The 23,149-nt window shown below is 70.5% G+C and carries 14 protein-coding genes and 1 riboswitch; of the genes, 10 read left to right on the top strand and 4 right to left on the bottom strand.

The features are described 5' to 3' along the window. Window positions 1–2 precede the first annotated feature (2 nt). Both PWG71_RS09320 and PWG71_RS09315 read left to right on the top strand, forming a co-directional pair. Window positions 3–953 carry a phosphatidate cytidylyltransferase gene (locus PWG71_RS09320; protein WP_274809182.1) on the top strand — a complete coding sequence of 317 codons (951 nt, stop codon included), beginning with the start codon at window positions 3–5 and terminating at the stop codon, window positions 951–953. A gap of 295 nt (window positions 954–1,248) precedes the next feature. Continuing rightward, window positions 1,249–2,400, top strand: coding sequence for a pyridoxal phosphate-dependent aminotransferase (locus PWG71_RS09315; RefSeq protein WP_274809181.1), 1,152 nt, complete (start codon window positions 1,249–1,251; stop codon window positions 2,398–2,400). 49 nt (window positions 2,401–2,449) lie between these two features. Here PWG71_RS09315 and glgB read toward each other — a convergent pair whose 3' ends face one another. The 4 genes from glgB to PWG71_RS09295 form a co-directional block, all read right to left on the bottom strand. Beyond that, the gene (glgB, locus tag PWG71_RS09310; protein ID WP_446724998.1) at window positions 2,450–4,603 is read right to left on the bottom strand and encodes a 1,4-alpha-glucan branching protein GlgB; all 2,154 of its coding nucleotides are present in this window, start codon (window positions 4,601–4,603) and stop codon (window positions 2,450–2,452) included. Between the two features lie 599 nt (window positions 4,604–5,202). Further along, window positions 5,203–6,588 carry a maltokinase N-terminal cap-like domain-containing protein gene (locus PWG71_RS09305; protein WP_274809180.1) on the bottom strand — a complete coding sequence of 462 codons (1,386 nt, stop codon included), beginning with the start codon at window positions 6,586–6,588 and terminating at the stop codon, window positions 5,203–5,205. Between the two features lies 1 nt (window position 6,589). Next, entirely contained in the window at window positions 6,590–8,629 is a 2,040-nt protein-coding gene (treS, locus tag PWG71_RS09300) for a maltose alpha-D-glucosyltransferase (protein ID WP_274809179.1), read from the bottom strand. Window positions 8,630–8,737: 108 nt separating this feature from the next. Further along, the gene (locus tag PWG71_RS09295; protein ID WP_274809178.1) at window positions 8,738–10,708 is read right to left on the bottom strand and encodes an alpha-1,4-glucan--maltose-1-phosphate maltosyltransferase; all 1,971 of its coding nucleotides are present in this window, start codon (window positions 10,706–10,708) and stop codon (window positions 8,738–8,740) included. Window positions 10,709–11,452: 744 nt separating this feature from the next. Here PWG71_RS09295 and PWG71_RS09290 point away from each other — a divergent pair. The 8 genes from PWG71_RS09290 (at window position 11,453) to PWG71_RS09255 (ending at window position 22,852) form a co-directional block, all read left to right on the top strand. Further along, entirely contained in the window at window positions 11,453–13,573 is a 2,121-nt protein-coding gene (locus tag PWG71_RS09290) for a transglycosylase domain-containing protein (protein WP_274809177.1), read from the top strand. A gap of 262 nt (window positions 13,574–13,835) precedes the next feature. After that, window positions 13,836–13,941, top strand: a riboswitch (TPP riboswitch). Window positions 13,942–14,043: 102 nt separating this feature from the next. Beyond that, entirely contained in the window at window positions 14,044–14,655 is a 612-nt protein-coding gene (locus PWG71_RS09285; protein WP_274809176.1) for an ECF transporter S component, read from the top strand. Between the two features lie 3 nt (window positions 14,656–14,658). After that, on the top strand, window positions 14,659–16,212 hold the full coding sequence (locus PWG71_RS09280; protein WP_274809175.1) for an ABC transporter ATP-binding protein: 1,554 nt from the start codon (window positions 14,659–14,661) through the stop codon (window positions 16,210–16,212). Then, complete coding sequence (locus PWG71_RS09275; RefSeq protein ID WP_274809174.1) at window positions 16,199–16,987, top strand: energy-coupling factor transporter transmembrane component T family protein; 789 nt, start codon at window positions 16,199–16,201, stop codon at window positions 16,985–16,987. Before PWG71_RS09280 ends, PWG71_RS09275 begins: the two co-directional genes overlap by 14 nt. Before the next feature lie 34 nt (window positions 16,988–17,021). Continuing rightward, entirely contained in the window at window positions 17,022–17,831 is an 810-nt protein-coding gene (locus tag PWG71_RS09270; RefSeq protein WP_274809173.1) for an enoyl-CoA hydratase/isomerase family protein, read from the top strand. A 336-nt stretch (window positions 17,832–18,167) separates the two neighbouring features. Then, complete coding sequence (locus PWG71_RS09265; RefSeq protein ID WP_274809172.1) at window positions 18,168–20,543, top strand: bifunctional serine/threonine protein kinase/MFS transporter; 2,376 nt, start codon at window positions 18,168–18,170, stop codon at window positions 20,541–20,543. Between the two features lie 551 nt (window positions 20,544–21,094). Continuing rightward, window positions 21,095–21,874, top strand: coding sequence for an electron transfer flavoprotein subunit beta/FixA family protein (locus tag PWG71_RS09260; RefSeq protein ID WP_274809171.1), 780 nt, complete (start codon window positions 21,095–21,097; stop codon window positions 21,872–21,874). A 33-nt stretch (window positions 21,875–21,907) separates the two neighbouring features. After that, a complete protein-coding gene (locus PWG71_RS09255) occupies window positions 21,908–22,852 on the top strand; it encodes an electron transfer flavoprotein subunit alpha/FixB family protein (RefSeq protein ID WP_274809170.1) in 945 nt (314 codons plus the stop codon). The last annotated feature ends 297 nt before the right edge of the window (window positions 22,853–23,149 follow it).

Raw genomic sequence — 23,149 nt, 5'->3', positions numbered from 1 at the left:
CGGTGACGACTCCTTCCAGCGGCTCCGGAGGCGATGACCACTCGCCGGAGCACAGACCCGACGACACTCAGCAGGTCGGTCCCGGTGACACCGGGACCGACAAGGCCGCCGGTCAGCGCTTCGTGCTGCACAAACCGGGGGGCGAGCCGGTCAAGACCGGCCGCAACCTCCCCGTGGCCATCGCCAGCGGATGCCTTCTGGGCGCGCTGGTCTTCTTCTCGGTCTTCCCCCTTCCCGCGCTGTTCACGTTCATCACCGCCGCGGCGGTGATGATCGGCATGCGCGAACTCAACCGCGCGTTCGCCCGCAAGGGCATGGACGTGGCCGTGCTCCCCCTGGTGATCGGCGGCGTGGCCATGCAGCCGGCCGCCTACTTCGGTGGAACGGAATGGCTGCTGGGGGCGACCGCGCTCACCGCGATCACCGCTCTGGTGTGGCGGTTGCGGGGCGGGGCGGACGGGTTCGTGGCCGACACCTCCGCGAGCATGTTCACCCTGCTCTACCTGCCCTTCCTGTTGGGCACGTGGATGCTGTTGATCGCCCACCCGGAGGACGGCCAGTACCGCCTGGTGACGTTCATCGTGGTGACGATCTCCAGCGACATCGGCGGCTACTTCGCCGGGATCCTCCTGGGCCGGCACAAGATGGCGCCGGTGATCAGCCCCAACAAGACCTGGGAGGGCTTCGGCGGCTCGGTCCTCGGTTGCGCCATCGCCGGCGCGCTGTGCGTGACGCTGATGCTCGACGGCCCCTGGTGGGTCGGTGCGGTCCTCGGCCTGGCCGTGGTCCTGGCCGCCACCGTCGGCGATCTCATCGAGTCGCTGTTCAAGCGCGACCTGGGGATCAAGGACATGGGCCGGTTCATGCCGGGCCACGGTGGTCTGATGGACCGGATGGACTCGCTGCTCATCGCCGGACCGGTGGTGTGGATCGTGCTCACCCTGCTCCTGTGACACTCCGGTGCGCGTGTGGGGCGGGACCCTCGGGTCCCGCCCCACACGCATGCCAGGAGGGTCTCCCGAGGGGCTCTGCGGATACGCTCGGCGGGTGGAGGAGCCGCTGATCGAACGTTCCGGCCGGTTGACGCGGCATGGGGTCGCACGGAAGGCCCGGCGGGGATGTGCCCGTCCCGTACCAGGCTCGCACCCGGCGGGGCCGTACGGTGGTCGGAGACGCCCCGCGTCCTCCAGGGACACCCGACGGGGCCGCCCCGGACTGTCGAGGTAGAAGTTGCACCTGATCGAACGAATGCGCGCGTACGGCGAGACGATCTTCGCCGAGATGACACGGCTGGCGACGGAGACCGGATCGGTCAACCTGGGCCAGGGATTCCCCGACACCGACGGCCCGCGCTCCCTGCTGGAGGCGGCCTCCCGCAACATCCTGGAGGGGGTCAACCAGTACCCGCCGGGGCAGGGGCGCCCGGAGCTGCGTCAGGCCGTCTCCCGCTACCGGTCCCGCCACTACGGGATCGACCTGTACCCGGACACCGACGTGTACATCACGGTCGGGGCGACGGCGGGCATCGCCGCGTCCCTCCTGGCGCTGGTGGAACGCGGTGACGAGGTCATCGTGTTCGAGCCGATGTACGACTCCTACGCGGCGATGATCACCCTGGCCGGAGGGGTCCGCCGCTCGGTCACCCTGCGCCCGGACCCGGTGACGGGCCGGTTCACCTTCGATCCGGACGAGTTGCGCGCCGCCGTGGGCCCCAAGACCCGGATGGTGCTGGTCAACAGCCCGCACAACCCGACCGGGACGGTGTTCACCGCCGAGGAGCTGGAGCACATCGCCGCGGTCTGCCGCGAGCACGACCTCCTCGCGTTCACCGACGAGGTGTACGAGTTCCTGACCTTCGACGGCAGGCCGCACGTGCCGCTGGCGACCCTGCCGGGGATGCGCGAGCGCACGGTGTCGGTGTCCTCCGTCGGCAAGATGTTCGCGGTCACGGGGTGGAAGACCGGCTGGGTCATGGGACCCGAACCACTGGTCACGGCGGTGCGCACGGTCAACCAGTTCCTGACGTTCAGCGCCGGAGGCGCGCTCCAACTCGCGATCGCCGACGCCATCGACAACGAGTGGGAGTGGATCGCGGCCCAACGCGACGCCCTCCAGGGCAAGCGGGACCGGCTCGCGGCGGGGCTGGCGGAGACCGGCTTCGACGTGGGCGTGTGCGAGGGCACCTACTTCGTCATGGCCGACATCCGCCCACTGGGGTACGAGAGCGGTGTGGACATCGCCCGCGCGCTGCCCCGCGAAGCGGGGGTGGCGGCCGTCCCGGCGCAGGTGTTCTACGACCACCAGAAGGAGGGGGAGCACCTGCTGCGCTTCGCCTTCTGCAAACGCGACGAGGTCTTGGACGAGGCGGTCTCCCGCCTCACCGCCTGGCACCGGACCTGAGCGGATGACGGGCGCGGCCCCGGGCCTCTCGGTCCGGGGCCGCGTCGCTCTAGGGCCGGTGCTCGAACCAGACCCCGCCCAGCGGCGGCAGCGTGATCTCCGCGGAGAACGGCTGCCCGTGCCAGGTCTGCGCCTCGGCCTCCACGTGCGTGGGCGCCGGGTGGTCCGACCCCCCGAATCGGGCCTCGTCGGTGTTGAGGACCGACGCCCACCGCCCCTCCCACGGCAGGCCGATCCGCCACTCCGTGCGCGGTACCGGCGAGAAGTTCACCGCGCACACCAGCGCCGAACCGTCCTCACCGCGCCGCACGTACGACAGCGTGTTCCCCTCGCGGTCGCCGCCGTCCAACCACTGGAAGCCGGTCGGATCGGTGTCCAGGGACCACAGGGCGGGACGCGGCCGGTACAGCTCGTTGAGCGCCTTGACCAGCCGCTGCGCCCCCGCGTGGTGGTCGTAGCGCAACAGCCACCACGGCACTCCGTCATGGTGGGACCACTCATCGCCCTGGGCGATCTCCCCGCCCATGAACAGCAACTGCTTGCCCGGGTGCGACCACATGAACGCCAGCAGCGCCCGCAGGCCGGCGGCCCGCTGCCACTCGTCGCCCGGCGACTTGTTGAACAGCGACCCCTTGCCGTGCACCACCTCGTCGTGCGACAGCGGCAGCACGTAGTTCTCGCTGTAGGCGTACACCATCGAGAACGTGACCTCGTCGTGGTGGTACTTGCGGTGGATCGGCTCCTTCTCGATGTACTTCAGGGTGTCGTGCATCCACCCCATGTTCCACTTGAGCCCGAACCCCAGCCCGCCGTGGTCCACCGGTCGGGTCACCCCCGGATAGGCGGTGGACTCCTCGGCGATCATCACCGCGTGCGGATTGCGCCGGTAGACGACCGTGTTGAGCTCCTTGATGAAGTCGATCGCCTCCAGGTTCTCCCGGCCGCCGAACACGTTGGGCTCCCACCCGCCGTCCTCGCGCGAGTAGTCCAGGTACAGCATCGAGGCCACCGCGTCCACGCGCAGCCCGTCGATGTGGAACTCCTCCAGCCAGTACAGCGCGTTGGCCACGAGGAAGTTGCGCACCTCGGTGCGCCCGTAGTTGAAGATGAGCGTCCCCCAGTCGGGGTGCTCGCCCCGGCGCGGGTCGGGGTGCTCGTACAGCGCGGTCCCGTCGAAGCGGGCCAGCGCCCACTCGTCCCGGGGGAAGTGCGCGGGCACCCAGTCGAGGAGGACCCCGATCCCGGCCCGGTGCAGTGAGTCCACCAGGTGCCGGAACTCGTCCGGCGACCCGAACCGGGGCGTGGGCGCGTAGTAGGAGGTGACCTGGTAGCCCCACGAACCGTCATAGGGGTGCCCCGCCACCGGCAGGAGTTCCACGTGCGTGAACCCCATCTCGGTGACGTACTCGACGAGCTGTTCGGCCAGTTCGGCATAGCCCAGTCCGGGACGCCACGACCCCAGGTGCACCTCGTACACGCTCATCGGCGCCCGGTGCGGCTCCACGCCCTTGCGCTCGGTCATCCACTCCTGGTCGCCCCACACGTGCGCGGACGTCGTCACCACCGACGCCGTCTCGGGCGGCGTCTGGGTGGCCCGCGCCATCGGGTCGGCCTTGTCCCGCCAGTGCCCGTCGACCCCCAGCACCTGGAACTTGTACAGCGTCCCGTCGCCCACCCCGGGCACGAACAGCTCCCACACACCGGTGCCGCCCAGGCTGCGCATGGGGTGACCGGTGCCGTTCCACAGGTTGAAGTCGCCGCTCACGCGCACCCCGCGCGCGTTGGGCGCCCACACGGAGAAGGACGTTCCGGAGATCTCGCCCCCCGAGCCCTCCAGGGTCCGGGTGTGCGCGCCCAGGGCCCGCCACAGCTCCTCGTGCCTGCCCTCTCCGATGAGGTGCAGGTCCAGGTCGCCGATGGTGGGCGCGAAGCGGTACGGGTCGGCGGAGACGTGCTCGTCGCCGTTCTCGTAACGGGCGACGACCCGGTAGTCGACCGGATCCCCCGGCTTCTTCCCGGGGAGCTTGGCGACGAACACCCCCCGGTGCAGGTGGTCGGCCTTCACCCGCTCGCCGCCGGCCACCTCGACGTGGACCTCGGTCGCCGAGGGGCGCAGGACGCGCACCACCGTGCCCCGACCCTGGGCGTGCACGCCCAGCACCGCATGCGGGTCGTGGTGGTGGCCGTCGACCAGGCGGTCCAGTTCGGCGACGAGCTCCGCCGCGAGGCCGGCGGGCCGGCGGGCCGGCGTCTTGCGCGCGGGCGCCTTCCCGGCCGAAGCGGTCGCCTTGGCGGGCGCCTTCTTCGCCGGCGCCGTGCCCGCGGTCGTCTTCTTGACCGACGCGGTCGCGGCCGCCTTCTTGGCGGATGCGGTGCCCGCGGTCGTCTTCTTGACCGACGCGGTCGCGGCCGCCTTCTTGGCGGATGCGGTGCCCGCGGTCGTCTTCTTGACCGACGCGGTCGCGGCCGCCTTCTTGGCGGATGCGGTGCCCGCGGTCGTCTTCTTGGTCGACGCCGTGCTCACCGGCTCCTTCTTGCGGCTTCCGGACCCGCGCTTCGGCTTCTGCTCCGGAACGGTCGCCGCGGTGGCCTTGCGCGTCGCCTTCTTCGCCGGTTTCGCGGCCTCGGCGGACGCGGCCTTGCTCTCGGTCTTCTTCGCGGTCTCCTCATCGGTGGTCGCGCGCGGACGCTGTTCGCTGCGTGGCGAGGACAATGCGGCTCCGTGGTGCTCGTGAACAGGGACGGTGGGTGAACGGGAAAAACGGCACGGCCCGCCGCCCGGTTCGGACGGCGGGCCGTCGATCACCGGGCTACCGGCGGCTTCGAGGCCCCCGCGGCGATGGACTCCAACGGGACCCGCAGCCAGTCCGGCCGGTTACGGGCCTCGTACAGCACCTCGTACACGGCCTTGTCGAACTCGAAGGCCCGCAGGACGGTCAGGTGCTTGTCCGGGTCGGCTCCGCCGCCGTCGGCGTACCCCCGGCAGAACGCCTCGCGGTTGTTCCGGGCCCAGGCGCGGGCCGACCACTCCAACTCCTCGTCGCCGGGGTGCTTGACCAGCAGGTATCCGGCGGCGTAGTCGAAGGAGCGCAACATTCCGGCCACGTCCCGCAAGGGGCTGGACGGTCTCCTGCGCTCCCGGACCGAGAGGGTCGGCTCGCCTTCGAAGTCGAGCAGGACCCAGCCCCCGGAACGGGTGCGGATGACCTGGCCCAGGTGGTAGTCGCCGTGGATGCGCTGTATCGGCAGCGGTTCGTCGACCCGGGCGAATTCGGAGTAGGCCTCCATCACCAGGGGCGCGTGCTCGGCGAGTTCGGGTACCTCGGCGCTGGCCATGGCCAATCGCTCCACCATGGCGTCGGCCAGTTCGGCCACGGCCGTCACCGACAGCACGTCCGTGGGCAGTGTCCGGGCGAGGGAGCGGTGCACCTCCGCCGTGGTGCGCCCGAGCAGGGCGGCGTCCTCGGTGAAGGACGTCTCCGTCGCCCGCCCGCCCCCGCCCATGAGCTTCTCGGCGGAGGCGGTGGCCAGCACCCACCCGTCCACCGCTCCGGGGATGTAGGTCTGGAGCATGGCCAGGGTGGTGGGCACCGCGTACCCGGGCAGATCGGCCTCGATCCAACCGCAGGGCCGGGCCACGTAGGGCGATCCCGACAACGCCCGGTTGAGTTCCAGATCCGGATTGGGGCCGGGCCACACCCGCCGGAACGTCTTCAGGACGTAGTCCTCGCCGAACACCAACGACGTGTTGGACTGCTCGCCGGTGAGCATCCGCCCGGCCGAACCGGTGCGGACGCGTTCCCCCGGCAGGGTCCGGAACCGGACCCTGCCCGCCCCGGACGGGGCGGCGAACCGTTCCAGCAGCATCGCCGTCAGCTGGACGTCGTGCGCGGCGTCGTAGATGACCCGTGGCCGCCCGCCCGGGGACTGACAGACACCGATGGCGGCGCCGGCCAGGTCCGCGGGCAGGGAACGCGAGGGGCGTGACCCCAGCAGCACCTGATAGCGGGAATCGTGGCCGCGCTGCCCGGTCTTGATGATGAGCAGGGTGAGGTCGGGACCTTCGAGCCCGGCGGACACCAGGGTGTGCCGGCTCTCGATCCGGATCTGTCGGATGGGGATGCCCTTGCCGGAGAACCAGCGTTGTCGGGGCAGCCAGACGGCCAGGAGCTCTTCGAGTTGGGACATGTCAGTCAGACCTGCTCCCCTTCTCGCCGACACCCGGGCCGGTGCCCTCCGCCATCGGGATGGTCGGTCCCGGTGCGGTCATCGCGGATCCCTGAGGGGGAGGAGGGGATCCGCCGGGGCGGAGTGGTTCGCCGGTCGGGGCGGCGGGCGGCGTGGTGACCATGGTGTGGTGCGCGTCGCGGGTGTGGCCGACCCGCCCGCTCAGCGCGGTCCTGGCACTGACCCCGGCCGCGGGCAGGCCGTAGGAGGGTGCCGTGTCCTCCTCACGGGCGACGGCCGGCTCGGGGTCGGCGCCCGCGGTGGGCAGCTGGAACCAGTAGAAGCCGTGACCGGGCAGGGTGAGCAGGTACGGGAGTTCGCCGATCGCGGGGAAGCGCACCCCGCCCACGCACTCCACGGGGTTCACCCCGGCGTATCGGGACAGGTCCAGCTCCACCGGCTGCGGGTACTTGGACAGGTTGTTCACACAGAGCATGCGGTCGTCGCCGTGCTCGCGGATGAACGCCAGGACGCTCGGGTTGGTGGCGTTCAACTCGGTGAACGCGCCGGTGCCGAACACGGGGTGGCGCTTGCGGATCTGGATCATCCGGCGGGTCCAGTGGAGCAGCGAACCGGGGTTGGCCCGCTGGGCCTCCACGTTGACCGCCTGGTAGCCGTAGACCGGATCGAGGATCAGCGGCAGGTACAGCCGTCCCGGGTCGCCGGTGGAGAACCCGGCGTTGCGGTCGGAGCTCCACTGCATGGGCGTGCGCACGGCGTCGCGGTCGCCCAGCCAGATGTTGTCGCCCATGCCGATCTCGTCGCCGTAGTACAGCACCGGGGAGCCGGGCAGGGACAGCAACAGGGCGGTGAACAGTTCGATCTGGTCGCGGTCGTTGTCCAACAGGGGGGCGAGCCGCCGGCGGATCCCCACGTTGGCGCGCATGCGTGGATCCTTGGCGTACTCGGAGTACATGTAGTCGCGCTCCTCGTCGGTGACCATCTCCAGGGTCAGCTCGTCGTGGTTGCGCAGGAAGATCGCCCACTGGCAGTTCCGCGGGATCTCCGGGGTCTGGGCGAGGATCTCCGAGATCGGGAACCGCTGCTCCTGCCGGACCGCCATGAACATGCGCGGCATCAGCGGGAAGTGGAAGTTCATGTGGCACTCGTCGCCACCGGACTCGTGGTCACCGAAGTAGTCGACGACGTCGGAGGGCCACTGGTTGGCCTCGCTCAGCAGCACCCGACCGGGGTAGAGCCGGTCCACCTCGGCGCGCACCCGCTTGAGGAACTCGTGGGTCTCCTTGAGGTTCTCGCAGTTGGTGCCCTCGCGCTCGTACAGGTAGGGCACCGCGTCCAACCGGAACCCGTCGATGCCCAGGTCCAGCCAGTAGCGCAGGACCTCCAGGATGGCCTCCTGGACGGCGGGGTTCTCGAAGTTGAGGTCGGGCTGGTGGGAGAAGAAGCGGTGCCAGTAGTACTGGCCGCGGACCTCGTCGTAGGTCCAGTTGGACGTCTCGGTGTCGACGAAGATGATCCGGGCGTCCTCGTAGCGCTCATCGGTGTCGGACCACACGTAGAAGTCGCCGTAGGGGCCGTCGGGGTCCTCCCGGGAGGCCTTGAACCACGGGTGCTGATCGCTGGTGTGGTTCATCACCAGGTCGGTGATCACGCGGATGCCGCGCCGGTGAGCCTCGTCGAGCAGCTCCACGAAGTCGGCCGTGGTGCCGAACTCGGGAAGGATCTTGAAGTAGTCCGAGATGTCGTACCCGCCGTCACGCAGGGGCGACTCGTACATCGGCAACAGCCAGACGCAGTCGACACCGAGCCACTGGAGGTAGTCGAGCTTGCGCACCAGACCGGTGAGGTCACCGGTGCCGTCGCCGTTGGAGTCGAAGAAACCCCGGGCGAGTACCTCGTAGAAGACGGCGTGCTTGTACCAGTGGGGATCACCGGTACCGCCGGAGGACATGAGCGGGCCTGTGGCGGCCCCGGTGGCCGGCGCGAGCGGACCGTGCGCGAGGTGTTCGTTGCGTCCCGGCCCGGACTCGTCGTTGCTCATCTACTGCTCCCCACCCTGAATGTTCGACATCGGATCAACGGCTGATCGGGGCATGGGAGGGGCACCCGCGGATGTCCTCCGCCGTGCCCCGCCCCGCTCCGCGTGCCGTTATCTGCCGCTGACGGTGAACACGTGCGCGGGCCCCTGCGCGGGGTCGAGCCGGACGTAGTCGACCGCTCCCCAGGTGTAGGCGGCACCGGTCAACTGGTCGGTCACCTTGAGTTCCTCCTCCCACGCACGGCCGATGGACGGCAGATCCAGGTGCACCGTCGCCTCGTGGGCGTGGTGCGGGTCGAGGTTGACGACGGCGATGACCACGTCGTCGGGGTCACCGGGCCGGTCGCCGGGGCGGTGTTTGGAGAAACAGATCAGCTCGGGCCGGTCCACGTGGTGGAAGCGCAGGTTGCGCAGTTCCCGCAGGGCCGGGTGCTCCCGACGCAGTTCGTTGAGACGGGTGATGAGGCCGGTGATGCTCTGCCCCTCGGCCTCGGCTCCCGCCCAGTCGCGCGGCCGGTACTGGTACTTCTCCGAGTTCAGGTACTCCTCGCTGCCGGGCCGCACCGGGGTGTTCTCGCACAGCTCGAAGCCCGAGTAGATCCCCCAGGTGGGGGAGAGCAGAGCGGCCAGGACGGCGCGGATCTCGAAGGCGGCACGGCCGCCCTCCTGGAGATAGGCGTTGAGGATGTCCGGGGTGTTGGCGAAGAAGTTGGGGCGCAGGTAGTGGGCGGTCTCGCGACTGAGCTCGGTGAGGTAGTCGGTGAGCTCGCCCTTGTCGTTGCGCCAGGTGAAGTAGGTGTACGACTGGTGGAAGCCGACCTTGGCCAGGGTCCGCATCATGGCGGGGCGGGTGAACGCCTCGGCCAGGAACAGCACGTCGGGGTGCTTCTTCGCCACGTCGGCGAGCAGCTTCTCCCAGAACGCCACCGGCTTGGTGTGCGGGTTGTCCACCCGGAAGATGCGCACACCGTGGTCGATCCAGTGCTGGACGACCCGGCGGATCTCCTTGTACAGGCCCGCGAAGTCGTTGTCGAAGTTCAGCGGGTAGATGTCCTGGTACTTCTTGGGCGGGTTCTCGGCGTAGGCGATGGACCCGTCGCCCCGGGTGGTGAACCACTCCGGATGCTCGGTGACCCAGGGGTGGTCGGGAGAGCACTGGAGGGCCAGGTCGAGGGCGATCTCCAGGCCGTGCTCGTGCGCCTCGGTGACGAAGGCGTCGAAGTCGGCGAGGGTGCCCAGGTCCGGGTGGACGGCGTCGTGGCCGCCGTCGGCCGATCCGATGGCCCACACCGATCCGGGTTCGCCCGGGCCGGCGGTGAGGGAGTTGTTCGCGCCCTTGCGGTGGTCGTGTCCCACGGGGTGGATGGGCGGCAGGTACACCACGTCGAAGCCCATGTCGGCGATGGCGGGCAGCCGCTTGGCCGCGGTGGTGAAGGTGCCGGAGACCTCCTGGCCGGGCGCGGTGTCCACCTGGGCCCCCTCGGAGCGGGGGAAGAACTCGTACCAGGAGCCGAACAGGGCGCGTTCGCGGTGCACGACGACGCGGGTGCGCGGTGACCGGGTGACGAGTTCGCGCATCGGTACGTCGTGCATGAAGGCGAGCACCTCGGGGGTGATCGCCGCGGCGTAACGGTCGGCCGGGGACAGGGAGGTGTCGCGCAGGACGGCCGCGGCGCGGGCCGGCAGGGGCCTGCGGGGAACGCGGCGGGCGGCCCGGGAGAGCAACCGGGCACCCTCCTCCAGCACGAGTTCGGTGTCCTGGTCGAGCGGGAGCTTGACCTCCGCGATGTGGTGCCAGGTGGCGAAGGGGTCGCTCCAGGCCTCGATCGCGAAGGACCACTTCCCCTCCGCGGGGAGGCTGATCTCCGCTTCGTGGCGGTCGGTCCCGGGTGCGCGCTCGCTCATGCGAACGAGTCGTTCCCGGCGGCCCTTCGGGTTGTACACGACGACACCCGCTGCGAGGGAATCGTGTCCTTCGCGGATGACCGTCGCCCCGACGGTGAAGCGTTCACCGGGAACGGCTTTCACGGGGCCCAGGTCGTTGTCCGGAGAGATGTCGAGGATGGGCAGGCGTCCGATCACTGGCTACACCGTAATTGTCGTGGTTCGGGCGTTTTAGGGAGACGCTTTGGTTCTCGGCGGGCGGAAATAACCCAGAGTTAATCCAAGGCAAGACGGAGTTAACGAAGTTTCCGGATCGAGATCTGTCCGGATTGCCGCTTCGGTGCCCTCCGCTCTCTATCGTCTGCCCTCTTGTGTGGTTTGGCGGAGTACCATGGCCGGATAATTTATGTGATCCTCATCACACTGGGCGGGAGGGCTTCTGGCTGGTATTTGCCTGGTTTCACCTGGGTAAACTGCTCAAATCGGTCATAAGGCAACACCAGATTCGGGTGTCTCTCTGGTTGATATGGCATTCTCTGCGGTGAAAAGTCGGAAAACTGATCGGTCATGTTGGAGGCCGCGAGAGGGTGGGTAGGGATGACCGAATGCCCCGGGCGGGGGTCGGACCTTATTGCGGACATGCCCATGTGTCGGAATCATCTCCAGAGATGTTCTTGTCCGGGATTCATGGCTTCGTCGCTCGGGGGCGCTCTATCGACCCCGTGACGTCTTGATGTCGAGGGATTGAAATGTCCGTTTCGTCAATCCGTGCAACCGTAGTGAGCGATGACCGATCTGAGGGCTTTGCTATAGATTGATGAAGCTTTTCTGTGACACGCCCGTTCCGATGCCCAACGAGGCGATCCGTCCCTGCGAAGGTGGTCGGCGCAGTGCCCTGCCCGTGTCTCACGGACGGGGCGGCACTCGGCAGTAGGGGGCGACGTGACGGAGCCGAACCGGAAGGCCCGATCCCAGGAGGGGCGGGGCCGGACGATCCTGGGTCTGGTGGGGGCGGGCGCGCTGGCGGGAGTGTTGTCCGCCGCGCTGGTCATGCCGTGGGCGGGGGGACTGGGACTGACCGCCCGCGACGCGGCGTCGGGGTTCATGGCGATGCCGGCCGACCTGGAGATCCCCCGCCTGGTCGAACGGGTGCTCATCACCGACGTCGACCACCGACCCATCGCGGAGGTCGCCCAGCGCGAACGCGAGGTCGTGCGGCTGTCGGAGATCAGCCCGTGGGTGCCGGCCGCCCTGATGGCGATCGAGGACGACCGCTTCCACGAACACTCCGGGCTCGACCTCAAGGGCCTCCTGCGCGCCGCCACCCGTACCGCGCAGGGCGACACCCAGGGCGGATCGACCATCACCCAGCAGTACGTCAAGAACCTGCTCATCGAGCAGGCCGCCAGCGAGGCCGAGCTGGAGCGCGCCAGCGAACGCACCATCAGCCGCAAACTCGTCGAACTGCGCTACGCCATCGAGGTGGAGGACCGCCTCACCAAGGACGAGATCATGGAGGGCTACCTCAACCTCGCCTATTTCGGCGCGGGCGCCCACGGCATCGAGATCGCGGCCCGCCGTTACTTCTCGATCACCGCGCAGGACCTCGACCCCGGCCAGGCGGCGACCATCGTCGGCCTGGTGCGCGCCCCCTCCTACTACGATCCGTTGACCAACCCCGACGCCGCCCGCGAACGACGCGACCTGGTGCTCGACCGGATGGAGGCCACCGGACACCTGGACGCCGCCGAGGCCGCGGAGTACAAGGGCGCCGACCTGGGGCTGGACCCCACACCGCGCGGCGGTAGCTGCTACCACGGCGAGCAGCCGTTCTTCTGCGACTACGTGATGCGCTGGCTCCAGGAGTCCGAGGAGTTCGCCGAGGACCCCGAGGAGCGCCGGCGCCTGCTCGAACGCGGCGGCATCACCGTGCGCACCACCCTGGACTCCGCCATGCAGGAGGCCGCGCAGGAGGCCATCGACGAGCGGGTGCCGCCGGGGGACACCACCAAGTTCGCCGCGCAGGTCCTCGTGGAACCCGGCACCGGCAAGGTGCGGGCCATGACCCAGAACATGCGGTACGGGTTCGATCCGGAGGAGGTCGGGACCACCTCCATCAACCTGGCGGTCGACCACGCCGACGGCGGATCGCACGGGTACCAGGCGGGGTCGACGTTCAAGACGTTCACGCTGGCCGCCGCCCTGGACAAGGGGCTGAAGTACAAGACCAGCTTCTCCTCGCCCAAGAACGTGTCGGTGAGCGGGTTGAGCAACTGCGACGGCGGTGTGATGTCCAAGTGGGAGGTCCGCAACGCCGGTGAGAGCGACGAGGGCTCGCACAACATGATCAGTGCGACCAAGGGCTCGGTGAACACCTACTTCGCCCAGCTCCAGCGGCGGGTGGGCCTGTGCGAGACGGCGGAGATGGCCGAACGGGTGGGGATCCACCGCGCGGACGGGGAACCGCTGGGCGTGTGGAGCTCCTTCACCCTGGGCGACCAGGAGGTCTCCCCGCTCACCGTGGCCAACGCCTACGCCACCTTCGCGTCCCGGGGGACCTTCTGCGAGCCCTACCCGGTGGCCGCGGTCACCGTGGGCCGCGAGGGCGACGCCGACTTCCGTGAGATCCACATGCGCTCGCACTGCGACGAGGACGCGGTGCCGACACACGTCGCCGACGGTGTCAACCATCTGCTCCAGCAGACCTTCAAGGGCGGTACCGCCAACGGCCTGGGCATCGACCGGCCGGCCGCCGGCAAGACCGGGACCACCGACAACGCGGCCTACGCCTGGTTCGCCGGGCACACGCCCAACCTGGCCTCGGCCGTGGTGGTCGGCGACATCCGGGGCGGCGAGAAGAACCCGCTCCAGGGGGTGTCGATCGGCGGCCGGTACTACGGGATCGTCTACGGCGGCACGCTGCCCGGGCCGATCTGGCAGGCCACGATGCGCCGGGCCGCGGCCGATCTGCCGGCGGAGTCCTTCGCCCCGTCGCCGTCCCGCTTCGGGAACCCCTCGGCGACCCCGCCCAAGAAGAAGGAAGAAGAGGACGACAGCGCCTGACCCGCGAGGTCGGTCACGGGCCCCGCCGGTGGGACGAACGCCGGGGCCCGTGGCCGAAGGCCACCCGTCGAGGGCCTTGCGGGACCGGTCGGGCACGGTGGACGACCGAAGCGGTACGGGCGTCCCCGGGCCGGGGGCCGACCGCCGCGCACGCGGCGGTCGGCCCCTTCGGTGTCGCGCGACCCGGCCCGAAGCGGGGCCGCGGATCGGACCAAGCGGGACCCGAGCCCTGGTGTTCTGCGACGTATGGCGCATAATGGGTGCGAACCGACAGGGGAGCGCGTGAGCGCTGAGAGTGCGGACCGACCGCAGACCCTTACACACCTGATCCGGGTAATGCCGGCGAAGGAAGTCGTGGGAATCGCCACCGACGGTGACGTCGCGCGGCGGAGGAGGACTCCGACGCGCCGTTCGACGGTGTCGCTCTTGGCCGTATCCGCCCCTCGTCACACCGACGAAGGGACACATCAATGGGCACCGACACCACCTCGGGTGGAACCTGGGACGACATCAGGGCACGGGCGCGCAGCTGGCGCACCGTCGACATCGTCGTCGCCGCCGTCCTGGGCGTCGCCATCGGCGTCGTCTTCTGGCTCTGGAACATCATCTGGTCGATCACCGCGCCGCTGTTCGTCGCCTTCCCGCCCGGGCAGGCCGTCGTCTACGGCATGTGGCTGATCTCCGGCGTCCTGGGCGGGCTCATCATCCGCAAGCCGGGCGCCGCCCTGCTCACCTCGATCGCCGCCGCCTCGGTGTCGGCGGTCCTGGGCACCCAGTGGGGGATCATGGTCATCCTCGACGGGACCCTCCAGGGCATCCTGCCCGAGTTGGTCTTCCTCGCCTTCGGCTACCGCCGTTGGGGCATGGGCGTGGCGGTCCTGGCCGCCGCCGTCGCCGGGATCTCCCCGGCCATCCGGGACAACATCACCTACAACGTCACCTGGCCGCTCCACTACCAGGTGATCTACGGGGTCATCGTCGTGATCAGCGCGGCCGTCATCGCCGGCGTCGGCGCCCGCCTGCTCACCACCGCCCTGGCCCGCTCCGGCGCCCTGGCCCCCTTCGCCTCGGCCAAGGGCTGATCCGTGGCGGAGGACGGACGCCCCGGCGCGCGCGTCGAACTCTCCGGATGGGGATGGCGGCACGCGGGCCGGGACACGCACACCCTGCGCGGGGTCGATCTCACCATCGACCCCGGCGAACGGGTGCTGCTGCTCGGCGCCTCCGGCACCGGCAAGTCGACCCTGCTGCACGCCCTCGCCGGGCTCACCGGCGACGACGGCGCGATCGGGGGCGATCAGGAGGGCCTGCTCCTGGTGGACGGGGAGCAGGCCCGCCGAGGTCGCGCCGGTGTCGCGCTGGTCGCCCAGGACCCCGAGTCGCAGATCGTCATGGCCCGTGCCGGGGACGACGTCGCCTTCGGTCCGGAGAACCTGGGGACGCCCCCGGACGAGATCCACGCGCGGGTGCGCGAGGCTCTCGACGACGTCGGGTTCCCCTACGGCCCGCGCCACCCCACCGGCGCGCTGTCGGGCGGGGAGAAACAGCGCCTGGTCATCGCCGGCGCGATGGCCATGCGTCCGCGCCTGCTACTGCTCGACGAACCCACCGCCAACCTCGACCCGGTCGGGGCCGATCTGGTGCGCGGGGTGCTAGTCCGCCTGCTGGAACGGACCTCCGCGACGATGGTGCTGGTCGAGCACCGGGTCGCCGAGGTCGTCGACCTGGTGGACCGGGTGGTCGTCCTGACGGCCGGCGGCGGGGTGATCGCCGACGGCACACCGCAGGCCGTGTTCGCCGAGCACGGCGCCGCGCTGGCCGCCCGCGGCGTATGGGTGCCCGGACACGGTCCCGCCCCCTCCCTCGGGGCCGCCCCCGGCGGGGGGACGCTGCTGACGGCCGCCGGTGTGACCGCCCGCACCCCGCCCGGGCTGGGCGTGCGGGTCCCGCCCCGGCGCGTGGTGCTGGAGGACGTGGACGTCGCGGTGCGGGCCGGTACCGCCACCGCGTTGACCGGGCCCAACGGGTCCGGCAAGTCGACCCTGCTCACCCTGTTGGCCGGGTTGTCCCGCCCGTACCGGGGCGCGGTGCTGCCCCACGGCCCGCTGGCGCGGGTCGATCGGCGGCCGTTGGCGCGCTGGCCGGCCCGGAGGCTGGCCCGGCACGTCGGCACCGTGTTCCAGCACGCCGAGGACCAGTTCGTCACCGGCACCGTCCGCGACGAACTGCGGTTCGCCCCGCTGCGCGCGGGCAGGGACAGGGTGGAGACCGAGGCGTGGGTGGACGAACTGCTCGAACGACTGCGCCTGACCGATCTCGCCGGTGTGCACCCGTACACGCTGTCCGGGGGCGAGAAACGACGGCTTTCGGTCGCGACCGCGTTGAGTTCCGGGCCCTCGCACGCCCCTGACGTGGTGCTCCTGGACGAACCGACCTTCGGCCAGGACACCCGCACGTGGACCGAGCTGGTGGAACTGCTCGGCGAACTGCGCGCCGAGGGCCGCGCCATCGTCATGGCGACCCACGACGACCTCCTGCTGCGTCGACTGACCGACGTGCGGATCCGGGTCGCCAACGGCCGGGCCCGTGAGGACATCCGCACGGGGACGGCGGAGAGGGGGACCCGTGGCCGATCGTGAACACCCCGGGGCGGTCGGGGACGCGCTCACCTTCGAGGCGCCCGAGGACGGCGGCGCCCGCCACTGGCTGACCCGGTTCAACCCGGCGGCCAAGCTCGTGGCCGCGCTGATCCTGGGCCTGGGCCTGGTCCCGGCGGTGGACGCCGTCACCGGCGGCGTGGTGCTGCTGGGCGTCCTGGCGCTGGTGCCGTTCAGCGGACTGGACCGGCGCACCCTGCTGGTCCTGGGCGGGCCCTTCCTCCTCATGGGTCTGTCCAGCGGACTGGTCAACCACCTCTACGGCGTGGAGGGCTGGGAGGGCGCCCTGGGCGCGGCGGTGCGCCTGCTGGCGATCGCCCTGCCCGGTCTGCTCGTCGCCGCCGGCAGCGATCCCACCGACCTGGCCGACGGCCTCGTCCAGCGCCTCCGGGTGCCCGAACGCCCCGCCATGGGCGTGCTGGCCGCACTGCGGCTCATCCCGCTGCTCGCCGACCAGTGGCGCACCATCACCCTGGCCCGCCGGGCCCGCGGACTGGAGGCGGGCCGTAACCCGGTCCGGATGGTGACGTTGTTCTTCGGGCGGATGTTCGCGCTCCTGGTCCGGGCCATCCGCACCGGCACGCTCATGGCCACCGCCATGGACGCGCGCGCGTTCGGCACCGGCCCGCGCAGCCGCTCACGGCACAGCCGCTGGCGCACCGCCGACACGCTGTTGCCGATCTGCGCGCTCCTGCTGTTGGTGTCCGCCTACGCCCTGTCCGCGCGGCTGGGCACCCTGGTACTGCTGTTCTCGTAGGCCGGGTGATAGGAATCCGGGGACAGTGACGTCGATGAACGAAGAGGTGGAGCACGTGGCCGAGTTCGTGCGCGTGGAGACCGACCCCGAACACCCGGCGGTCGCCGTGATCCGGCTGGACCGACCCAAGGTGAACGCGCTCAACGCGGTGCTGACCGCCGAGATCGCCGAGGCCGCCGCGCAGGTCGCCGCCGACCCGGCGGCCCGCGCGGTCGTGGTCTACGGCGGCGAGCGGTTCTTCGTGGCGGGGGCCGACATCAAGGAGATGGCCGAGCGCACCCACGCCGAGATGCTGGAGTACGCCCGTGACCTCCAGGGCGCGCTGACCGCCGTGGCGCGCATCCCCAAGCCGGTCGTGGCGGCCGTCACCGGGTACGCCCTGGGCGGCGGTCTGGAACTGGCGCTGGCCGCCGACTTCCGGGTGGTGGGGAGCAGGGCCGAGCTGGGCGTACCCGAGATCCGGCTCGGGGTGATCCCCGGTGCCGGCGGCACCCAGCGGCTGCCCCGGCTCATCGGCCCGGCCCGCGCCAAGGAGATGATCTTCAGCGGTCGCCACGTCGGTGCCGACGAGGCGAAGGAGATCGGTCTGGTGGACGCCGTCGTCGCGGACGAGGACGTCTACGCCGAGGCGGTGGCCTACGTCGCCCGCTTCGCCGACGGTCCCGCGATCGCGCTGGCCGCCGCCAAGGAGACGGTGGACCGCGGTCTGGAGACCGATCTGGACACCGGTCTGGAGATCGAGCGGCTGCACTTCGCGGGTCTGTTCGCCACCGAGGACCAGAAGACCGGCATGCGCAGCTTCGTCGAGCAGGGGCCGGGCAAGGCCGTCTTCACCGGCCGATGACACCGACCGGTCGCTGAGCCGGCATGGAGGGCGGGGTGGGTGTCACGGGCACGGTGTGACCGAAACACCCATCCCGGAGTCCGAAACCGGCCAGTTCGGGCGCGGTGGAGGGAACCGCTCGCACGGTTTTTCCGTCATACTCGGTGATGGTCGTCCGACGAGGGGTCGGCCGCCGGAGCCCCCAGACCTTCCGGCGGCGCCGAGCGGACCACAGGGCCCCGTCGGAGGTCCGTACAAGCCAATGGTGACCCATCCCCCCGGCCGATAAGCTGGACGTGGCGGTATGCGGTCTTTTGAGGGGATGAGTTCTCGATGGCAATGTCGGCAGGTTTCCCCATGGGTGAGGAGCTGCCGGAGCGCATCGGCCACTACGTGATCCGCCGCCGCATCGGATCGGGCGGCATGGGCGTGGTGTACCAGGCCGAGGACCCCCGGACCCAGCAGTTCGTCGCGGTGAAGGTCCTCAAGCCGGAGGTCGCCGGTGACCGCATCGCGCGGGCCCGGCTCGCCCGCGAGGTCGAGACGATGCGCCGGGTGCAGAGTCCCAACGTGGCGGCGGTCATCGACGCCAACACCGACGCCGAACTCCCCTGGGTGGTCACCGAGTACATCCCCGGCCCGACCCTGGACGCCACCGTCACCGACCACGGGCCGCTGCGCGGGCGCGCCCTCACCCGGTTCATCACCGGTCTGGCCCGGGCGATCAAGGACATCCACGCGGTGGAGGTCATCCACCGCGACCTCAAGCCCGGCAACGTCATCATCTCCAACGGCGAGCCGATCGTCATCGACTTCGGCATCGCCCACGCCGTCGACGGAGCCAAGCTGACCCAGACCGGCACCTTCGTCGGCACCCCCAGTTACCTCTCTCCCGAGGTGATCGAGGGCACCGCGCTGGGCCCGGCCACCGACATCCACGCCTGGGGCGGCACCGTCGCCTTCGCCTCCACCGGCCGCCCGCCCTACGGCGCGGGCGCCTTCGAGGTGATCTTCTTCCGCATCCTCAACGGCGAGATCGACATGGACGGGATGCACGAGGCGCTGCGGCCGCTGGTCGCGCGCGCCGTCTCCCGGGACATGCACCGCCGTCCCACCGCCACCGAACTGGTGGCGGAGGCCGGCCGGCTCAACCTGGACCTGCCCTGGACCGAGGACCCCGGTAACAAGCCCACCGGGCTGACCGGGAGCCACACCGTCCACCACCCGGTCGTTCCCGGGGCCGACCACTCCGGTGGCCGACCGGCCGCCGGCCTCGGCGGTGGTGCCGGCGCGGCCGGAGCCGGCGGCGCCACCGGCGGATCGGGTGGTTCCGGTGCCGCGGGCGCGGCCCTGGGCGGTGCCGCGCTGGGCGGTGCGGCCGGGTACCTGGCCAGCCGGATGACCCAGGGCGGCAACGAGGGGTGGGGTCCCTCGGGGAGCGGCCCGAACCCCACGGCCGGCGCCTGGTCGGCCCCCGCCGATCAGGTCTCCGAGGCGCGCAGCGAGTCGGGCCCGGGCGGATGGCGCACCGACGACGACGCCACCGACGACCTGTCGGGGGCGCGCGACAGAGGCTGGGCCGTCGACGAGGACGCCACCGACGACCTGAGCGGTCGGGGCACCGATCGGATCGCGCCCCCCAGGGCGGACGAGCCGAACGACCCCCAGGGCACCATGCGGATCAACCCGCTCGCCGACCCCGACGACGCGGGCACCCGGCGCATCGCACCGGTGCGCGACGAGGATGACCAGGGCACCATGCGCATCGACGCCGTGGACTCCGGTGACGGCGACCCGCAGGGCACGATGATGCTCGACCCGCGCGAGGTCGCGCGGGGCGGCGGCCGCTCCCCCCTCGACTTCGAGGAGCCGGAGTACGATCCCCGTCAGGCCCCGCAGACCCAGTTCTTCAACACGCCCCTGCACAAGGGCGACTTCTCCGACATCCTCCCTCCCGTCGACGACGGCCGCGGCAACCGCACGCAGCAGTTCGACGAGGACGACTACGAGGAGAGCGGCGGATGGCTCGACCGCTTCCGCCGGGGCGGCAACGACCGGATGGGCGGCTACCTCCGGGGCGACAGCGAGACCGGTGAGTACAGCGAGTACGACTCCCTCTACGAGGAGGGGGAGGAAGGCGACGAGTACGAGGACCGGGTCTACCGGATGCACCCGTTGGTGCTCATCCCCGTGGTCCTGGCCCTGGCCGGTCTGGGGTTGGTCTTCCCGTGGATCGGCATCTTCCTGGGCATCCTCGTCATCGCGGGCCTGAGCGCCCTGGACGTGGTCAAGGCCGAGCACGCCAAGAGGTTGCAGACGCGCGGGGCGCGCAACTCCGACAGCGTGGTGGTGGCGCTCAGTTTCCCGTGGGCGTTCGGGCGGATGCTCCTGCGCACCGTCGGGTTCGGCCTGATCTACCTGGTGGCGGGCATCCTCGTCGGTCTGGTCTACGCCCAGATCGTGGACACGGGCGATGCCGGGGCCAACTACATCGGCGGATTCGCCGTGTTCGTGACGATGCTGCTCAGCTACCTGATGCCCAGCGGACGCCAGGCCCGGCACCAGGCCGTGTGGCTGGTGGAGCGGATCCGGTTCCGCAACCTGTACGTGTACATCGGTGTGATCGTCGCGGTCGTGCTGTTCGCGATGCTCGTCCTGTCCTTCGGGTTCGGCTCGGCCCCGGACTGGCGGCTCGGCCCGCTCCAGGGTCCCTCGGACTGGGTCGACGGCTGAGGCCGGCGCCGCACGCCGCGCCGGGCGCCTCCGTTCCCTCGGGAGCCGGGGCGCCCGAGCCGTTCGCGGGGCGATCGGGGAGGGCGGTGCCCGTCCGGAGGGGCGCGGCCATGGCCGGAGGGACGGTCCCGGGGGCGGGAGCGACCGTCTCCGGGGTGGGGAACGCGGGTTCCGGCGGGGGTGTTCCCCGTTACAGAGGCGATGCGACGCCGGCGCGCGGCGGCGCGGTGACTAAGGTGTGAGAAGGGGCGTCGGATCCGTGCCGGCCTGGTCCGACGAACCGGTGGATCACCCTATTGCGGAGGCGCGGGAGTCGGCGCTACCAGTAGTGGTTAGGGTTTCCTAAGTAAAAACGGGGGGCTGTGGGTTGGCCTTCATGCTACTAGCCAGTAACATCTGAACTATGAGCACACCGCGGGACCGATCGACCGGAAAGACCGGCCCCGCCGTCGGGTGACCGAACGTCATTCGGCATTGTTGGCAGTACGGGGCGCGCCAGCGTCCGACCGCCGCACGGCGGATATGGAGTGCAGGGAGGTCGGCCACCGGCCATGAATATTGTCGTTTTGGTCAAGCAGGTCCCGGACACGGCGACCGAACGGAAGCTCAACCCCGATGACAAGACGCTGGACCGCGCAGCGTCCGACGGCGTCATCAACGAGCTCTGCGAGTACGCGATCGAAGAGGCCCTCCTGCTCAAGGAGAAGCACGGCGGCGAGGTCACCGTCCTGACGATGGGTCCCGACCAGGCCACGGACTCGATCCGCAAGGCCCTGTCGATGGGCGCCGACAAGGCCGTCTTCGTCAACGACGACGCGATCCACGGCTCGGACTCCCTCCAGACCGCCTACGCTCTCGCGCAGGCCCTGGGCACCCTGGAGTTCGACCTCGTCGTCCTGGGCTCGGAGTCCACCGACGCCCGCACCGGCGTCGTCGGCGCCGCGCTCGCCGAGTACCTCGGCCTGCCCCAGCTCACGCTGGCCGGCAAGGTCGACGTGGACGGCGGCGCCATCAGGATCCAGCGCCAGACCGACTACGGCTACGACGTCGTCGAGGCGCAGCTCCCGGCGGTCGTCTCCGTCGTGGAGAAGATCAACGAGCCGCGCTACCCGTCCTTCAAGCTCATCATGCAGGCGAAGAAGAAGCCGGTGGACAAGAAGTCCGCCGCCGACGCCGGCATCGACACCGCCAAGGTCGGGCTGGCCAACGCCACCACCGAGACCGTCGACTTCGCCGCCGCGCCGCCGCGCGCCGCGGGCACGATCGTCAAGGACGAGGGTGACGGCGGCGCCAAGATCGCCGACTTCCTCGCCGAGAAGAAGTTCGTGTAGGTCAGGCGAGAGACTCAGGAAGGTTCAAGGATTATGGCTGAGGTCCTCGTCCTCGTCGACCACGTCGACGGACAGGTCAAGAAGGTCACCACCGAGCTGCTGACCGCCGCGCGCCGCATCGGCGAGCCCGCGGCGGTCTGGGTCGGCGAAGGTGTGGAGTCGGGCAAGGCCGCGCTGGCCGAGTTCGGCGCCGAGAAGGTCTACGTGGCTCCGGCCGAGCTCAACGACTACGTCGTGGCTCCCAAGGCCGAGCTGCTCGCCAAGCTCGCCCAGGACAAGGGCGCCGTCGCCATCCTCGTCTCGGCCACCGCCGAGAACAAGGAGATCGCCGGCCGCACCGCCGTCAAGCTGGGCTCGGGCGTGCTCACCGACGTGGTCGACGTCACCGCCGACCTCGTCGCCGAGCACAGCATCTTCGGTGGCTCCACCGTCACCCACGCCCGCGTCAAGACCGGCGTGCCGGTCATCGCGGTCCGCCCGAACTCCTTCCCGGCGGAGGCCGCCACCGGCGCCGCCGCCGAGGAGGCCGTCTCCGTCGAGCCGTCCGACGCCGCCAAGACCGCCAAGGTCGTCGAGCGCGTCGTGCAGGAGCAGGGCGCGCGTCCCGAGCTCACCGAGGCCGCCATCGTGGTCTCCGGTGGTCGCGGCGTCGGCTCCGACGACTTCTCCGTGGTCGAGTCCCTCGCGGACTCGCTCGGTGCCGCCGTCGGCGCCTCCCGCGCCGCCGTCGACTCCGGCTGGTACCCGAACCAGTTCCAGGTCGGCCAGACCGGTAAGACGGTCAGCCCGAACCTGTACGTGGCCCTGGGCATCTCCGGCGCGATCCAGCACCGGGCCGGCATGCAGACCGCGAAGAACATCGTCGCGGTCAACAAGGACCCCGAGGCGCCGATCTTCGAGCTGGCGGACTTCGGTGTCGTGGGCGACCTGCACACCGTCGCCCCGCAGCTGACCGAGGAGATCAAGAAGCGCAAGTAGCACCGCGCTCGCGAACTCCGAACGCCCGGCCAGGGTTCCGCCCGGCCGGGCGTTCGCGCGTCCGGGGCGGGTGTCTCCCACGAGGGGACGCCCGCCGTTGGTGAGGTCGGACGTTGGCGCGTCCCGGGCTGGTCATCGCGTTCCCAGCGAGAGATCCCGCACGTCCCGTTCGCGCCGTCCGGGCCGGTTCTCCCGGTGGGGCGTTCGCGCGTCCGGGGCGGCGGCTGTGGCGGGGTCGAGGCCGTGAAGGGCGTCGGTGTCGCTCTCCCACCAGGGATTCCGGACATCCCCGAGGTC

It is taken from the genome of Nocardiopsis sp. N85, assembly GCF_028882275.1.
Lineage (GTDB): Bacteria > Actinomycetota > Actinomycetes > Streptosporangiales > Streptosporangiaceae > Nocardiopsis > Nocardiopsis lambiniae.
Note: the sequence above shows the minus strand (reverse complement) of the source record. Positions and strands in the feature narration are given on the sequence as shown.

Coding starts and splice junctions, on each gene's coding strand:
- treS (WP_274809179.1), bottom strand. CDS start 8,629: ATGAGCAACGACGAGTCCGGGCCGGGACGCAACGAACACCTCGCGCAC.
- PWG71_RS09265 (WP_274809172.1), top strand. CDS start 18,168: ATGGGTGAGGAGCTGCCGGAGCGCATCGGCCACTACGTGATCCGCCGC.
- PWG71_RS09285 (WP_274809176.1), top strand. CDS start 14,044: ATGGGCACCGACACCACCTCGGGTGGAACCTGGGACGACATCAGGGCA.
- PWG71_RS09305 (WP_274809180.1), bottom strand. CDS start 6,588: ATGTCCCAACTCGAAGAGCTCCTGGCCGTCTGGCTGCCCCGACAACGC.
- PWG71_RS09260 (WP_274809171.1), top strand. CDS start 21,095: ATGAATATTGTCGTTTTGGTCAAGCAGGTCCCGGACACGGCGACCGAA.
- PWG71_RS09270 (WP_274809173.1), top strand. CDS start 17,022: ATGAACGAAGAGGTGGAGCACGTGGCCGAGTTCGTGCGCGTGGAGACC.
- PWG71_RS09315 (WP_274809181.1), top strand. CDS start 1,249: ATGCGCGCGTACGGCGAGACGATCTTCGCCGAGATGACACGGCTGGCG.
- PWG71_RS09255 (WP_274809170.1), top strand. CDS start 21,908: ATGGCTGAGGTCCTCGTCCTCGTCGACCACGTCGACGGACAGGTCAAG.